This window comes from Microbulbifer maximicatervae (SeqCode), assembly GCF_052467955.1.
Genome location: NZ_CP174329.1, coordinates 4,456,090 through 4,472,578 on the forward strand (window position 1 = coordinate 4,456,090; position 16,489 = coordinate 4,472,578).

Below are 16,489 nucleotides of genomic sequence, written 5' to 3' on the forward strand. Positions count from 1 at the left end.
CGCTGAGCTAATCACAAAATAAATTCTGTATGTCCTCGGCTCAGCCAGGCATCATGAGTAAATCACTATGAACCCAGCCATAGAAGAATTAAAAAGATATTTAACCGAGCTAGAATCGGTGAATGACTTTGAGTCGATAGAACTTAAATCTGAGCATATTGGCATTTTAATTCAGGTAAAGTCGGCGATAGGACAGCTTGAACTATGCGAAAAGTATGGTATCAGTGCAGCTTCACTAGTAAGTAGTTTACTCAAAACTGAAAATCCAAATTTTTGCTATTTAGTGGTACATGAAAACGAATCGTCGAACCCTGATAGCTGGGAGGAAGTTATCTTCGAAGGACAGAAAATTCAGTTTAGTGGTGGTGACCTTGTAATTCGCAAGCAATCTACACACAGCAAATCATTGTCGCCAATCAACAAACTGCTTATATATTACAATTCTTATAGAAGTTAAGCACTAAAGACCCACGCCGAAAGCATGCTTAAAAAGAGAATAAAAGGTACTCAGAAGCAAGCGATGACTACCACCACAATAAGAGTAATTTGCTTATTAATTTTGGTTTTAGGAATCACACTCCTCTTTGGCTTTATAAAAATCCACAACCCCGATGTAAGCTTTGAAAGCTCAGATGGCCGCTGGGGAGACTCTGAAGTTCAGCTCAAGGGGCGAGATTATTCCGTAATAGGAGAAGGATTCCGTAGGTACAAACTTCAATGTAACGCAAGCGATGTGTACCTTGTTAGAAATACCAAAAAGAATTGGATAAATGTACTTGCTTGGCCAAACTATCTCTCTCATGAGAAATGGAAAGTCCCATACAGAACGGCAAGTGGAGTACGCTATGATGGCATTATTAGGTGCCAGACAAGCCAATGACACCACACTCTAAGTCCAGTACTGCGTAACCCTAAAAACTTCAATCTGCTTTTGATCAGAGGAGTAGTTTAAGAACAATAGGACCCTCCTTCACCTTCTGAAAACTGGCGCACATTTTCATTTATTGAGCTGTCGCAAGACATTACATAACCCTACCGAATAAAAAGTATATACATAAGAATTAAACGTTCCTTCGCACCACTGGCGCTATCTCCCGCAACGATTTATAAATCAGACAAGCGAATAGGATTACCGACAACTAAAAAATTTCGCAGAAAAGCAATAATCGTTTTTCAAATTATCTCTTCTTGCGTGAGAGCACCCTCAAAATCAGCATTCTTGATTTGCCCTTTTACTGCAAGACCAGTGATTGATACGGGCTTCGCCCGCAGAAACATGGGAGAGCGAAGTTGAATTACCCGGATCAGTTCACTCCTCAGATTTGGCCATTGATTGTTTATTGTCTGGCCGTATTTGCCCTAATTACCTTAATGCTCAGCCTTTCCTATTTTCTCGGTCAGAAACGCAGAGACCCGGCTACCGATGAGCCCTATGAGTCGGGTATTGTTTCCCAGGGCAATGCGCGTCTGCGCCTCTCTGTCGCCTATTACCTTGTTGCCATCCTGTTTATCGTCTTCGACCTGGAGGCGATTTACCTGTTTAGCTGGTCCATCGCATTTTATGAAACTGGCCTGCTCGGGTTTATCGAGGCCACCGTATTTATCGTGATACTGCTGGTGGGGCTTATTTATCTGTGGCGCCTGGGTGCACTTGACTGGGGCGGATACCAGAAGAGTTTGGAGAAACGCCAAAAACCCCGATAACAACAATGAGAATTCATAATGCGCTGGAAGCTGAGCAAAGCCGACGACCTGATTGCTACCGAACACGGCAATCCTTCTGAAGAAATAAGCACTCAAGATTTAGAAAAAAATATTCTCCTTACCAAACTCGAAGAGCTGGTTTCCTGGGGCCGTTCAAATTCCCTGTGGCCATTTAACTTCGGGTTGTCCTGTTGCTATGTAGAAATGGCCACCGCCTTCACCAGCCGCCACGACATCTCCCGCTTTGGCGCTGAGGTCATCCGTGCAACCCCACGACAAGCGGATTTAATTGTTATTTCAGGGACAGTTTTCCTGAAAATGGCACCAGTGGTACAGCGACTCTACGAGCAAATGATCGAACCCCGTTGGGTCATCTCCATGGGTTCCTGCGCAAATTCCGGCGGTATGTACGATATCTACAGTGTGGTTCAGGGGGTCGATAAGTTTCTCCCGGTCGATGTTTATGTGCCCGGCTGTCCACCTCGCCCAGAGGCTCTACTGCAGGGATTGACCTTGCTGCAAAAGTCGGTGGCTGCGGAGAGACGAGCCTTCAGCTGGGTTGTGGATGATCAAGGAACTCACAAGGTTCCAAAGCCCAGTCAGCGTGACCTCCATAGGGAGGAACGTATGAAAGCTGACATGCTACGTGCGCCCGACAGTGTTTAGGCTTCATGGAATAAGAAAAAAACAACGGAATAGCCAATGACTGGCGTAATTGCGAAAACTGTCCACACAGCAACTCCCTACAGGAAAGCAGCAGAGGCATTTATTCGGGACCTCGACACCGGATATAAGCTTCACTCGTTCTGGTGGCAGCCACACTGTGATGATATGCCCACACTGTGGATCGAGAAACATGCCTTGATCCCTCTTTTACTCTTTCTCAAGCGGGATATCACCCAACCATTTGAAATGCTGTATGACCTGAGTGCTATCGACGAACGGCTGCGGATCAACCGTGGGGAGGGAACCGAAAAACAGCCTTCCAGCGATTTCACCCTGGTATATCAACTACTTTCATTTACCCGCAATTTATTTATCCGTATTAAGGTGGCTCTTCCCGAGAGTGATCTGAGTGCACCGACTATTACTACCGTTTGGGAGAATGCCAACTGGTATGAGCGGGAAGTGTGGGATCTATTCGGTATCGACTTTCCCGGTCATCCCCATTTACAGAGAATCATGATGCCCCTGACCTGGAAGGGGCATCCACTGCGTAAGGATCACCACGCCCGGGCTACCGAAGTCGACCCATTTAGTCTGTCAGAAGAGAAAGAGCGCAAGGAACAAGACGCCCTGCTGTTCCGGCCGGAAGACTGGGGCATGGCCAGGAGTAATGAGGATTCGGAGTTTATGTTCCTCAACCTGGGCCCGAATCACCCCAGTGTGCACGGGGTATTCCGTGTAGCCCTTCAGCTGGATGGTGAACAGATTATCGATGCTGTGCCAGATATCGGTTACCACCATCGCGGTGCGGAGAAGATGGCCGAGCGCCAAGCCTGGCATACCTATGTGCCCTACACCGACCGTATCGATTACCTCGGCGGTGTCATGAACAACCTGCCCTATCTGATGGCACTGGAACAACTCGCCGGCATTAAGGTCCCTGAACGCGCACAGATGATACGGGTGATGATGTGCGAGTTCTTCCGCATATCCAGCCACCTGGTATTTTTTGGCACCTTTGCCCAGGACGTGGGGCAGATGTCTCCCGTGTTCTATATGTTTATCGATAGGGAAAAACTGTTTGGAATAGTTGAGGCCATTACCGGCGGCAGGATGCACCCGGCATGGTTCCGTATCGGCGGTGTAGCGCAGGACTTACCCCAAGGTTGGGACAAGATGGTGCGGGACTTTCTCGACTATATGCCCGCACGCTTAGCCGATTACGACGGCATGGTAATTAAAAACAAACTCCTGCAACGCCGCACCCGTGGTATTGGTGTCTACGATACGGCGGAGGCGTTTGAGTGGGGGGTTACCGGGCCAGGGCTTCGCGCCACGGGCCTGGATTGGGATCTGCGCAAGAAACGCCCTTACAGCGGCTATGATCAGTTCGAGTTCGAGATTCCCAGCTACGATGGTGGGGACTGTTTCGACCGCTGCCGGGTCCGGGTGGACGAGATATGGCAGAGCCTGCGGATTATCCGCCAGTGCCTGGAAAATATGCCGGCAGGCCCTTATAAGTCGGACCACCCTTTGACTACCCCTCCGCGAAAGGGGCGCACCATGGAGGATATCGAGACTTTAATTCAGCACTTTGTGAATAACAGCTGGGGACCGGTAATGCCAGCCGGCGAAGTGTGTTATCCCATTGAGGCCACTAAAGGAATCAACAGCTACCAAATCGTTAGTGATGGGGGGACCACCTCATACAGGACCCGAATTCGCACCCCTTCATTCCCACACCTGCAAATGATTCCGTTAATGTCCAACGGACTATTGATTGCTGACCTTATTGCCATTATTGCCAGCATCGACTTCGTCATGGCGGATGTGGACAGATAACAATAAAAAACTACGGCACGCACAGGGCCGTATAGCAGCGGAGTAGAAAAGTGTACGGAAATATACCCAGCGTTTCAGCCATCGCACACACAGATGGCAGCAGCGCCTCAACGAAACCTCCGCAAGTTCTATCTCGGGGGCGACTATGTCCAGCTTACTAGAACCGGAATTGATTGAAGTAATGGAGCAAGGCAATAGCAACTCAGCAGACAACCAGGCGACCTTAACAGTACAAGAAAAAGAGGAAATTGATCAGGAAGCCACCCACTACCACGAAAAAACTTCAGTGGGGCTCGAGGCGTTGCGGATTGTACAGAAACATCGCGACTGGATTTCCGATGAGAGCCTCCAGGCAATTTCCAATTATCTGGATATTCCCGTTGCAGAACTTGAGAGTGTCGCCACCTACTTCCAGTTGATTTTCCGCCAACCAGTAGGCAAGGAAGTGATCTACCTGTGTAAAAGCTCCAGCTGCTGGATTATGGGTTGCGATAATTTGCAGAAAAAAATATCTGAGCGCTTAAATATCCAGCCTGGAGAGACCTCCGAAGATGGGATTTTCACCCTGCTGGAAACGCCTTGCCTGGGAGATTGTGATAAAGCTCCAGTCCTTATGCTCGGCGAGGAGATGCATCGCCATTTGGATGAGAAAGGTATTGATGAATTAATCGATAAGAAGAAAAAATACCATGCTGACAAATCCACTGACTAAGAATATTTCCAGTGACAATATTGCCGCCACTATTGAGCAATATGTGGAAAACGACGGCTACCAGGGCTGGCGCAAAGCCATCACCATGGTACCGGACGATATTATCAACGAAGTAAAAGATGCAGGCCTGCGTGGACGCGGTGGTGCGGGGTTTAACACTGGGCTGAAGTGGAGTTTTGTACCTAGGGGTGAAGATTCGCCCAAACAAAAGTACGTTGTCTGTAACGCCGATGAAATGGAACCCGGCGCCTTCAAAGACCGATTGCTAATGGAGCGAGACCCCCACCTCCTTCTAGAGGGAATGGCTATAGCCGCCTATGCCATTGGCGCCTCTCACGCCTATATTTTTATTCGTGGTGAATACCACCTGGCTGCAAACCGGCTCGAACAGGCAATCGATGAAGCCAAGCAGCAGGGCATGATTGGCGAAAATATTTTCGACAGTGGCTTTAATCTGGAGATCTGTCTGCACCGCAGCGCCGGTAACTATATCTGTGGTGAAGAAACCGCACTGCTAAACGCCCTTGAAGGCAAGCGGGCCATTCCCCGTGCCAAGCCCCCCTTTCCACAGGTCAGCGGGCTTTGGGGCAAACCCACCGTCGTTAACAATGTAGAGACCTTGTGCAACCTCCCCCATTTAATTAGCCACGGCGTGGAGTGGTACAAAAACCTTAGCCGGGGTGACGATGCGGGAAGCAAAATATTTGGTGTTAGCGGCAAGGTTAATAATCCAGGGGCTTGGGAACTCCCAATGGGGACGCCCATTCGCGAAATTATTGAACAACATGCCGGTGGCATGAAAGATGGCCTACAACTGAAGGGCATTCTTCCCGGTGGAGGATCGACCGACTTCCTCGGCCCGGACCACCTCGATCTTCCCATGGATTACGACGTTATCGGCAAGGCCGGCAGCCGTATGGGGACCGGCACGATCACCGTGCTCGACGATAAAACCTGCCCCGTAGGCTTGGTACTGAACTTGACCCAGTTCTTCGCGCGGGAATCCTGTGGCTGGTGTACCCCCTGCCGGGACGGCTTGCCCTGGGCGGTCAAAATTCTGGAGAGAATAGAGTCTGGCCAAGGGACGAAAGAAGATTTGGAACTCCTCCGAGAACAGTGCGAGCGTATTGGCCCCGGCAATACCTTTTGTGCCCTGGCTCCCGGCGCCGCAGAGCCGATACAAAGCGCGTTAAAACTCTTTGAACAGGATTTTATCGACCATATTGAAGGCGGTTGTTGCCCCTACCAATAAATTAGCGCGACAACCCTGCCCCTGAAAGCATTAATAAAAAGAAAATGGATTTCAAATGCCAACCATCACAATAGACGGTAATAAATACCAGGTTGATGGAGATCAAAACCTGCTCACTGCCTGCCTGTCCCTGGGTTTGAATGTCCCCTATTTTTGCTGGCACCCCGCCATGGGTTCTGTTGGCGCCTGCCGCCAATGTGCGGTTATCGAGCATAAGGACAGCGAAGATCAACGAGGCCGGTTGATTATGAGCTGTATGACACCGATAAAAGACGGCGGTATTTACAGTGTCAGTTCGGAAGCTGCGAAAGATTTTCGCGGTTCTGTGATAGAAGACCTGATGACCAACCACCCTCATGATTGCCCGGTTTGTGAGGAGGGTGGCGAGTGTCACTTACAGGATATGACTGAAATGTCCGGTCATACCATGCGCCGCTATCAGGGTACCAAGCGCACCCATCGAAACCAGTATCTCGGCCCCTTTATCAATCACGAAATGAATCGCTGTATTACCTGCTACCGGTGTGTCAGGTTCTATCACGACTATGCCGGTGGCGAGGATTTACAAGCACTGGGTCGCAATCACCAGGTCTTTTTTGGGCGCAATACCGAGGGCATGCTGGAAAATGGTTTTAGTGGGAACCTTGTCGAAGTATGCCCCACCGGAGTATTTACCGATAAGACCTTCAGCCAGCACTTTGTCCGAAAATGGGATTTGCAGACAGCCGCCTCAGTCTGTGAACACTGTGCCGTGGGTTGCAACACCGCGCCTGGAGCGAGGGAATCCGGCAACAACCAAGACCCGATGTTGCGCCGTGTGGTCAACTTATATCACCACGATATCAACGGCTATTTTCTCTGTGACCGGGGGCGCTTTGGATACGAATATGTCAACAGTAAGAGCCGGATAACCCAAGTACTTTCTGCGCGCAAAGATGATGTGATCAGCTCTACAGCAGAAACTGATGAACGTTTGCATAAAGAGGTTTCCCCCAAGGATGCAGTGTTCTCACTTTCAGAAAAACTCGCATCTGCGCAAAGAGGTGAACATCATTTAATAGGTATAGGTTCACCCAGGACATCATTGGAAAATAACTTCGCCCTATTAAAGTTTGTAGGGCGGGATAACTTCTTCTCTGGCCTCAACCAGCGGGATATGCAGCTACTACACCTTGTAGACAGAATTCAGAGCGATGCCAATATCCACAGCCCGACCATCCCTGAGATAGAAAATTCAGATGTTGTATTGATACTCGGGGAAGATATCTACAGTACAGCCCCCAGGGTTGCCCTGGCAGTTCGCCAAGCAGCACGGAGCCGCCAAAAAGAACAAGCTGAATCATTAAGAATACCCTTGTGGCAGGATGCTTCTGTTCGACAATTAGAGGGTGAACCCAGCCCGATTATTTTTATCGGCACCGAACTCAATCAGATCTCAGATATTACCTGTAAAGCGATCTATACCCTGCCGGAACAGGCTGCCCAAATCGGCCAGGCAATTGCCAATAATATTCTGGAGGTTAAAAGCAACAAAACTTCACTGAGTGCAGAGAATCTGGAGGAAGCTGAAAGAATCTCAGCAATATTAACTGCGGCCAAAAACCCAGTGATCATCTCTGGAACCAGCAGCAAAAATATCCACCTTACCCACGGCGCAGCCAAAATCGCCAGTGCACTGGCAGAAAAAAATGGCAAACCTACTTCTCTATACTTGTGTTGTGAAGAGGCTAATAGCTTGGGAGTTATTCAGCTGTTTGAGCCCGAAACCGGTTCCCTTGAGCATCTGATCACTGAACTCAAGAATGACAAAACCAATATCGATAAAACCCTAGTGATTCTGGAGAATGACCTCTCCTTAAGAATCGCAAGTGAAGAGTTAAACAGTCTGTTTGCCAGCGTCGACCATATCGTTCTGCTGGACACCCTGCTCAATGAAACCGCCAAATATGCCGACTTAATCTTTCCTGTATCCGCAACGGCCGAATCCCAAGGGACATTTATTAACAATACTGGTTTGGCACAGCGGTTTTACGCGGTCTATGAAGGCACTGGGTTTATCCAGGAGAGCTGGCGCTGGCTGGTAGATGCCGCTGGTTTTTGCACAGAACACTCCGAGAGTATCGACACTATTATCAATTGGAATCACTGCCCGGATATCACCGATTCCCTGGCAGCAAGTGTTGCTTCACTCAAGGTCATCAAAGATTTAGGGCCGGATGAAAACTTCCGGATTCAAGGGCTGAAGGTTGCTCGACAGACCGCTCGCTATAGTGGTCGCACTGCTATTCACGCAGAGGAACATGTCTCAGAGGAGCCCCCACACCAAGACCCCGATGCTCCTATGAGCTTTAGCATGGAAGGTGTGCACAATCCAAACCGGTCACCGCTGCAAGCCAATATCTGGTCTCCCGGATGGAACTCCAACCAATCAATTTTCAAGTTTCAGCAGGAAGTAGGTGGCGAACGCCGTGGTGGTGCCTCGGGCAAATACATCCAGCGACAGGAGCAAGCACTTTCGGAATGGTCCTTGCCCACAGCCCCCGATGGCGATACAGATAGCGAAAACCACAGCCTAACGACACTGCCGATTTACCGAATGTTTGGTTCGGAAGAGCTCAGTAACCGCGCAATGGCCATCGCTACAGTGATCGATAAGCCATTCTTTACTTTAAATCGAGGTGATGCCGAAAGTGCCAACCTCAACCAGGGAGACACAGTGGCGTTAGACACCAATAGCGGTGTTTTCCGGGGCAGTGTGGTTATCTCCGATAGCCAACCTTCGGGCAGCCTGGGTGTGCCCTTTGGTCTTCCAGGGCTTGAAACTCTTGCCCCCGTATTACCGGGTGGCGCCAATCTGTTGCCAGTGGAAGAAAGCTCCGCAATCGGGCAAGAGGACTAATTATGAGCACAAATATCTGGATCATATTGCTCAATATTTTCGGCGTATTGATAGTTACCGTGCTGCTAGCAGCCATTTTAACTTGGGGCGAGCGCCGCCTATTGGGCTTTTGGCAAGATCGTCCGGGTCCTAACCGAGTAGGGAAATTTGGCACCCTGCAAGTTATTGCAGATATGATCAAGCTGTTCTTCAAGGAAGACTTCACTCCGAAATTTGCAGATATTCCCGTATTTGTACTGGCACCCACTGTAGTTATGGCAACCATGTTGATTGCCTTTGCTGTAGTGCCCATATCGCCCAATATTGGGGTCACCGACCTGAATATCGGTTTACTGTTTGTGCTGGCTATGAGTTCTATTGCGGTCTATAGCGTAATTCTCGGGGGATATGCATCAAATAATAAATATGCTCTGCTCGGTGGGCTAAGGGCTGCCGCTCAAACCGTGTCCTATGAAGTATTTATGGGTTTGAGCCTGATGGGCGTTGTTATGCTCTCAGGCAGTTTCAATCTGCGCGAGATTGTTAATGCCCAGGCAGATGGTTGGTTTATCATCCCTCAATTCCTGGGTTTTATTGTTTTCTTTATTGCCGGTATTGCCGAGAGCCGCAGAACTCCATTTGATCTTCCGGAAGCTGAGCACGAACTGACAGCGGGATTCCATACCGAATACTCCGGTATGAAGTTCGGCATGTTCTTTGTGGGTGAATATCTGGCAGTGATTCTAATTTCAGCGCTAATCACCACACTGTTTCTCGGTGGATGGCACGGCCCCCTACTGCCTCCATTTATCTGGTTTTGCCTGAAGACTGCCATTCTGGTTGGTGTGTTTATTCTTTTAAGGGCGGCGATTCCACGCCCCCGTTATGACCAATTAATGAAATTCGGCTGGAAGGTCATGCTACCTCTGGCCCTGATCAATCTACTGGCTACCGCAGCGGTACTTTTGTGGACTGCCTAGAAAATTAAAATAAGCGTGCGAGGCCAAAGAAATGATTTCAAGCCAGATTCGCAGCATGTGGTTGGTATTTAAACACCTGTTCCGGAAGAACGTTACCGTACAATACCCTGACCAAAAGCCCTACTTGGCACCCAGATATCGTGGCAGGATCGTGCTCACCCGAGATCCCAACGGTGACGAGCGCTGCGTTGCCTGTAATCTCTGCGCCGTTGCCTGCCCTCCTGATTGTATTTCACTGCAAAAAACAGAAGATCCTGACGGCCGCTGGCGTCCCGAATATTTTCGTATCAATTTTTCCCGCTGCATTATGTGTGGGCTTTGTGAAGATGCCTGCCCAACCTATGCCATTCAGCTAACACCTGACTTTGAGATGTGTGAGTACGATCGGCAAAACATGGTGTACGAAAAGGAAGATCTTCTAATCAGTGGCCCCGGTAAGTATCACGACTACAGCTTTTATCAAATTGCAGGAAAGGCCATCTCAGGTAAAGACAAGGGCGAAGCTCAAAATGAGGCCGAGCCCATTAATGTAAAAAGCCTAAATCTCTGATTTCAATAAGGCTAATAACTAAAAAGAGGTTTTCCCAGTGAATTACATTTTCTACTTAACCGCTGCGGTTGCCATTGTCTCAACCGCCATGGTTATCTTTCACAAGAACGCGGTCCACGCGCTACTTTATCTTGTCACTTCACTTTTATCGATTGCCGTTATTTTCTACCAGTTTGGCGCCCCCCTGGCAGCTGCTTTAGAAGTTATTATTTATGCCGGCGCAATCATGGTATTGATTATTTTTGTCATCATGATGCTCAATCAGGGAGACGCTTCAGTTGCACAGGAGCAAGCCTGGTTACAACCCCACACCTGGATTGGCCCAGCCCTTCTATCAGCCATTTTGTTAATCCAGCTACTTCTGCTGGTTAGTAGCGGGCAAATCCCTTCAGAGCAAACCTATCACTATATCGGTCCCAAACAAGTCGGTATCGCACTTTTTAGTCATTACGTTCTCGCTGTCGAACTGGCTTCAATGCTGCTTTTGGCAGGGCTTGTTGGAGCTTTTCACCTCGCCCGACATAGAAGAACAGTTAAACCGGAGTGAAGCTATGCCTATCGAATCTGCACCTGGCTTGGAGGCTGGCGTGCTGTTGGCCTCCATTCTGTTTTGTTTGGGGTTAGCCGGATTACTAATCCGAAGAAATATTATTTTTATGCTGATGTGTATTGAAATTTGCACAAATGCCGCAGCATTAATGTTTGTTGTCGCCGGCGCACACTGGGGCAATGCTGATGGGCAGGTGATGTTTGTTTTTGTTGTCACCCTGGCCGCTGCCGAAGTAGCCATTGCACTAGCGCTGGTCTTGCAATTCTATTATCGCAAACACACGGTCGATATTGACCAGCTCAATGGATTGAGGGGTTAATATGAACGGATCACTTGCCTGGATACCATTGCTTCCCTTTCTTGGTTTCCTGACCCTCATCAGCATTCCACTTTTTACACAAAAGGAACCCTCACAAAAATTAGTAAGCCTGATTGGGGTGGGCAGTGTGGGAATCGCAGCGATTCTGGTTTTTAACCTCGCACTCTCCACCTTTCTGGGCAACCCGGAATCGGTCGTTACGCTGTCAGTTTGGCAGTGGATGCGAGTATCTGACCTCCAACTCGGCTTCACCTTTCATGTGGACTGGCTAACCCTGGTAATGCTGATGATCATTACCGGAGTGGGCTTCCTTATTCACTTATACTCAGCCGGATATATGCGTGAAGATCCGGATTTCCGCCGCTACTTTTCCTACCTGAATCTATTTGTCTCTGCCATGCTAATTCTCGTAATGGCGGACAACCTGGTACTTCTCTATCTGGGATGGGAAGGTGTTGGTCTTTGTTCCTACTTGCTCATTGGCTTTTGGTATAAGGCCCCTGCAAACGGAGCGGCGGCACAGAAGGCATTTATCGTCACCCGCGTCGGCGATACCGCCATGGCGATCGGCTTGTTCCTGTTGTTCTTTGAGTTCTCAACACTAAATATACCGGAGCTCATCACAGCGGCAGGGAATCCCGGGGTCAACACTCAAATTGTCACTATCGCTATGCTGCTGTTACTGGGGGGCGCTGTGGGTAAGTCAGCACAGATTCCACTCCAGACCTGGCTTCCCGATGCGATGGCAGGCCCCACTCCCGTCAGCGCCCTTATCCACGCTGCCACCATGGTGACGGCCGGGGTCTACTTGATCGCCCGAATGCACCCGCTTTATCAACTGTCTGGAACCGCCATGACAGCTGTAGCCATTGTCGGCGCTCTGACTCTATTAATCTCCGGATTCAGTGCTATCGCACAAAGTGATATCAAACGGGTCCTGGCCTATTCAACCATCTCCCAGATTGGATATATGTTCCTGGCCCTGGGTGTCGGTGCCTGGTCAGGAGCCATCTTCCATTTGATGACCCACGCCTTCTTCAAGGCTCTGCTCTTCCTCTCCGCAGGGTCAGTAATCCTGAGCGTACATCACGAGCAGAATATCTTTGCCATGGGCGGCCTCTATCGCAAAATCCCCTTTACCTTTATCTGCTTTACCATCGGTTGCGCCTGCCTGGCAGCACTCCCATTTACGTCCGGCTTCTACAGCAAAGATCATATTTTGCTCAGCGCTTATGAATATCATCAAGGAGTAAACCTGCTTTGGCTTGCCGGTCTATTGGGAGCACTGGTCACAGGGATTTATAGCTTCCGGGTTCTGTTTCTTGCATTTCTGGGCAGTGAGGGCAGCGCCTCCTCACACTGTAAAGACGCCAATAACACGGTGATGATGCTTCCCTTGGGCCTCCTCGCTGTGCTTGCCCTATTTGGTGGAATTCTCGCTCCACCTCTCCAGGGAGTCTTTGGCACCCCAACCGATGAACACCACTCCTGGGTCATTGAAGCTATTGCCATTGCTATGCCGCTGATCGGCCTGTTTATCGCTTGGAAAATGTTCCTGTTCGAGAAGAAAGTTGGGGAGCAGCGCTCTCCACTAATGCAGTTTTGGTTTAAGGGATGGGGTTTTGACTGGGTCTATGACCGGGTCTTTGTAAGACCTTTTAAATTTATCACCGCCCTTAACCACAAAGATATTATCGACAGCATCTACAAGGGTACCGCTTCGCTGAGTACACATTTAAATAACGCCCTCAGCTCTTCACAAAACGGCCAAATACGTTGGTACCTGGCCACCTTTGTAGCCGGATCAATTTTATTCCTAGCCCTGTTGGTGGCTCTATGACATTACTGGCAATAATTATAATTTTATTTGTTGGGGGAATATTAGCCTGGCTGGCAGAGAAACATCTCTATGAGGGTGGACGCTTAATCAGCCTGGTTTCCCTGATTATCGCATCCCTACTCTTGATCAGCTATTTCCCCCAGGCAGAGTCCACAGCTGTTACAGGTGACAGTCAGTGGTGGGATAGCCTTTTGATATCCTGGATACCCAGGTTTGGGATCAGCTTCCATCTGGCGATTGATGGACTCAGCTTTCTTATGCTGCTACTGACAATGGGGATGGGGATCTTTGGGTTAGTAATGACCTGGAATGATGTCACCTTCCGGCGCGGCTTCTTTTATTTTAACTACCTGTGGACACTGGCCGGTATTGTCGGTGTGTTTACCGCTATCGACCTGTTTTTATTCTTTTTCTTCTGGGAAGTCATGCTGATTCCCATGCTGCTGTTGATTGCAGTTTGGGGCTATGAGGGCAGAGTCTACGCTGCGATAAAGTTCTTTATTTTCACCCAGGCAAGCAGCTTGTTAATGCTGATTGCCATCGTTGCCTTAGCATTTATCCACTATCGGAATAGCGGACAACTGACCTTTAACTATATGGATTTGTTGGGTGCTCAACTGTCTGCAACAGCAGCTTATTGGTTAATGCTCGGATTTTTTATTGCCTTTATCGTCAAGTTGCCAGCGCTGCCCTTCCATACTTGGTTACCTGACGCCCATACCCAGGCCCCTACTGCCGGCAGTATTCTGCTGGCAGCGATTCTATTGAAAACAGGAGCCTATGGTTTATTACGTTTTACACTGCCCTTATTCCCGGAGAGTTCACAAGCTTTTGCACCGGTTGCAATGACCATTGGAGCCATCAGTGTGGTCTACGGCGCATCGCTGGCATTCGCTCAGAAGGATATGAAAAGACTTGTGGCCTATTCCAGTGTAAGCCATATGGGATTTGTTCTATTGGGGCTCTACGCGCTGAATACTATCGCCCTGCAGGGCGCAGTGATGCAAATGATCGCCCACGGCTTGAGTACCGCTGCTCTCTTCGCATTAGTAGGTGCACTACAGCATCGTCTCCATACTCGGGATATGAGCCAGCTCGGCGGTGTCTGGCCTCTTCTGCCAAAGCTATCCGCCGTTGCACTCTTCTTTGCCATTGCCTCGCTGGGACTGCCTGGGCTGGGTAATTTTGTTGCCGAATTCCTGGTGCTTGTTGGTAGCTTTAAAGCTAATCACTGGTTAACGGTTATTGCAGCAATTGGGCTTATTGGAGCAGCACTCTATGCACTATTGATGATGCAGCGTGTCTTCTTTGGCAAGTTTAATGACAAATTGAAACCAGCTACAGAGGGGAAAACTGTCAGTGATCTAAGCCTCAGGGAGATCTCTGCGCTTCTTTCACTGGCGGTGCTTCTCGTGATCTTCGGGCTCCGCCCCCAGCCTATCTTTGATATCGCCGAGCCTACGATTGCCAAATCAATGCAAAAATTTCAGGCCCCTGAAAATAAAGAAGTCGTCATAGAAAAGACAGGGCCGGAAACTTCAGCAAGCTTATCCTCTCCTACTGCTAAAAGCGCTAATACAGGTACATCTCTATGAGTGCCCAAGAACTATTTTCTATCCTACCGCTTTTACTGATTAGTGCCGGTATTGTAATTTTGCTGCTCCAAGTATCCTTCTGGAGAAATCATGCGGGCGCTCTGGTTACAACTCTTATCACTTTGGTAGCCGCTATCATTGCCTGTTTCTGGGTTGGAGCCACCCTATCGGGCAATAACGGGTCCATTCAAGTGACTGCCCTACTCTCGATTGACTACAACTCATTGTTCTTCTGTCTGCTGATATTAGTTACCGCTATAGCCGTCAGCGTTATGGGATACAACTACTTAAAACTTCGGTGTGACCTGAATAGAAACCCGGATAGCTATCCAGAAGAGTTTTATATACTACTTTTACTTGCCATTTTGGGAGCAAGCACCCTGGTATTTGCCAGCCACTTTGCCACTTTCTTCCTCGGTATAGAATTAATTAGCCTCGCACTGTATCCACTATTGGGATTTGCGGTTACTGGCAATTTATCCTCAAGCAAAGATCAAGTAAATTCCCTGGAATCTGCCTTTAAATACTTAATCCTTTCAGCACTTTCTACCGCTCTCGGGCTATTCGGTATCGCATTAATTTATGCGGCGTCTGGGGCACTGGACTTTGGCAGTATCGCTACACGGATACAGGATCTTTCACAGACTTCTGCTCTTTTTGCAACCGGCGCCACTCTGCTGGTCATTTCTGTTGCTTTCAAGTTATCACTGGTTCCATTTCATATCTGGACACCCGATGTATTCCAGGGCGCACCTACGCCTACGACGGCGTTGATCGCCACAGTGGGAAAAACAGCCGTAATTGCCTTTCTGTTGCGATTCTTTAATACCTTAAATCTATACCAGAGCCCTATTCTTATTGACTTACTGACAATCGCCGCCATAGCTAGCATGCTGATAGGAAATTTATTGGCCCTGATGCAAAACAATATCAAAAGGCTGCTGGCCTACTCCTCAATCGGCCATATAGGCTATTTAATTGTGGCGTTTATCATCGGCAATAGCGCGTTTGGTACAGAGGCGGTTATTTATTACATGGTCGCCTATGTCATTACTACACTAGGAGCCTTTGCAATTGTTAGCCTGATAGCCGATTCAGTCGAGGCCACACAACTAACCAATGGAACAAATGTCAGCGACGTGACCAACAGTGCAGATGATCCTTATCACAGGGACTTTTACCGGGGATTACTCTGGCGTAGTCCATGGCTGTCGAGCTGTCTTGCTCTAATGCTGCTATCTCTGGCTGGAATTCCCTTAACTATTGGATTTATTGGGAAGTTTTACGTCTTTACCGCAGGTGTTGAAGGAAAAATGTGGGCTCTTCTCGCTGGTGTGGTTATTGGTAGTGCATTGGGCCTCTTCTATTACCTTCGCCTTCTACTTACGATGGTACAAAGAGATGCCATTGACACTAGCAGTAACAGCGAAACGTTACAAATTACCACCTCAGGGCAGTTTTTAATCGCAATTCTCGCTGCTGTACTGGTTTTTTTCGGAATATTTCCACAGATCCTTATTAACTGGATAAATGCTATATAAAGTAGAGAGCGAGTGCTGATGTAAAAATATTTTAAAGCCCAGGCAATAGCCTGGTCATCA

General features: G+C 48.7%; 14 protein-coding genes. All 14 read left to right on the forward strand.

Features of this window, described 5'->3' with window-relative positions; genetic code table 11:
* Positions 1 to 67 precede the first annotated feature (67 nt).
* Complete coding sequence (locus tag ACJJI5_RS19250) at positions 68 to 457, forward strand: hypothetical protein (RefSeq protein WP_444895016.1); 390 nt, start codon at positions 68 to 70, stop codon at positions 455 to 457.
* A gap of 833 nt (positions 458 to 1,290) precedes the next feature.
* Complete coding sequence (gene ndhC / locus ACJJI5_RS19255; protein WP_282934024.1) at positions 1,291 to 1,704, forward strand: NADH-quinone oxidoreductase subunit A; 414 nt, start codon at positions 1,291 to 1,293, stop codon at positions 1,702 to 1,704.
* A gap of 18 nt (positions 1,705 to 1,722) precedes the next feature.
* On the forward strand, positions 1,723 to 2,370 hold the full coding sequence (locus ACJJI5_RS19260; RefSeq protein ID WP_282934025.1) for an NADH-quinone oxidoreductase subunit B: 648 nt from the start codon (positions 1,723 to 1,725) through the stop codon (positions 2,368 to 2,370).
* A 36-nt stretch (positions 2,371 to 2,406) separates the two neighbouring features.
* Positions 2,407 to 4,212: an NADH-quinone oxidoreductase subunit C/D gene (gene nuoC / locus ACJJI5_RS19265; protein ID WP_444895017.1), complete on the forward strand. Its 1,806-nt coding sequence runs from the start codon at positions 2,407 to 2,409 to the stop codon at positions 4,210 to 4,212.
* Positions 4,213 to 4,357: 145 nt separating this feature from the next.
* On the forward strand, positions 4,358 to 4,924 hold the full coding sequence (gene nuoE / locus ACJJI5_RS19270) for an NADH-quinone oxidoreductase subunit NuoE (protein WP_444895018.1): 567 nt from the start codon (positions 4,358 to 4,360) through the stop codon (positions 4,922 to 4,924).
* Positions 4,902 to 6,176, forward strand: a complete 1,275-nt coding sequence (nuoF, locus tag ACJJI5_RS19275) for an NADH-quinone oxidoreductase subunit NuoF (protein ID WP_444895019.1) — start codon at positions 4,902 to 4,904, stop codon at positions 6,174 to 6,176. The genes nuoE and nuoF overlap by 23 nt, the downstream gene beginning before the upstream one ends.
* 55 nt (positions 6,177 to 6,231) lie before the next feature.
* Entirely contained in the window at positions 6,232 to 9,075 is a 2,844-nt protein-coding gene (gene nuoG, locus ACJJI5_RS19280; RefSeq protein ID WP_445354974.1) for an NADH-quinone oxidoreductase subunit NuoG, read from the forward strand.
* Positions 9,076 to 9,077: 2 nt separating this feature from the next.
* The gene (gene nuoH / locus ACJJI5_RS19285; RefSeq protein ID WP_282934030.1) at positions 9,078 to 10,034 is read left to right on the forward strand and encodes an NADH-quinone oxidoreductase subunit NuoH; all 957 of its coding nucleotides are present in this window, start codon (positions 9,078 to 9,080) and stop codon (positions 10,032 to 10,034) included.
* 31 nt (positions 10,035 to 10,065) lie between these two features.
* Positions 10,066 to 10,584, forward strand: a complete 519-nt coding sequence (nuoI, locus tag ACJJI5_RS19290; protein ID WP_282934031.1) for an NADH-quinone oxidoreductase subunit NuoI — start codon at positions 10,066 to 10,068, stop codon at positions 10,582 to 10,584.
* A gap of 37 nt (positions 10,585 to 10,621) precedes the next feature.
* On the forward strand, positions 10,622 to 11,131 hold the full coding sequence (nuoJ, locus tag ACJJI5_RS19295) for an NADH-quinone oxidoreductase subunit J (RefSeq protein ID WP_445354975.1): 510 nt from the start codon (positions 10,622 to 10,624) through the stop codon (positions 11,129 to 11,131).
* A gap of 4 nt (positions 11,132 to 11,135) precedes the next feature.
* The gene (gene nuoK / locus ACJJI5_RS19300) at positions 11,136 to 11,453 is read left to right on the forward strand and encodes an NADH-quinone oxidoreductase subunit NuoK (RefSeq protein ID WP_444892930.1); all 318 of its coding nucleotides are present in this window, start codon (positions 11,136 to 11,138) and stop codon (positions 11,451 to 11,453) included.
* A gap of 1 nt (position 11,454) precedes the next feature.
* Complete coding sequence (nuoL, locus tag ACJJI5_RS19305) at positions 11,455 to 13,293, forward strand: NADH-quinone oxidoreductase subunit L (protein ID WP_445354976.1); 1,839 nt, start codon at positions 11,455 to 11,457, stop codon at positions 13,291 to 13,293.
* Positions 13,290 to 14,888: an NADH-quinone oxidoreductase subunit M gene (nuoM, locus tag ACJJI5_RS19310; RefSeq protein WP_445354977.1), complete on the forward strand. Its 1,599-nt coding sequence runs from the start codon at positions 13,290 to 13,292 to the stop codon at positions 14,886 to 14,888. The genes nuoL and nuoM overlap by 4 nt, the downstream gene beginning before the upstream one ends.
* Positions 14,885 to 16,429, forward strand: coding sequence for an NADH-quinone oxidoreductase subunit N (locus tag ACJJI5_RS19315; RefSeq protein ID WP_445354978.1), 1,545 nt, complete (start codon positions 14,885 to 14,887; stop codon positions 16,427 to 16,429). Before nuoM ends, ACJJI5_RS19315 begins: the two co-directional genes overlap by 4 nt.
* Positions 16,430 to 16,489: the final 60 nt, after the last annotated feature.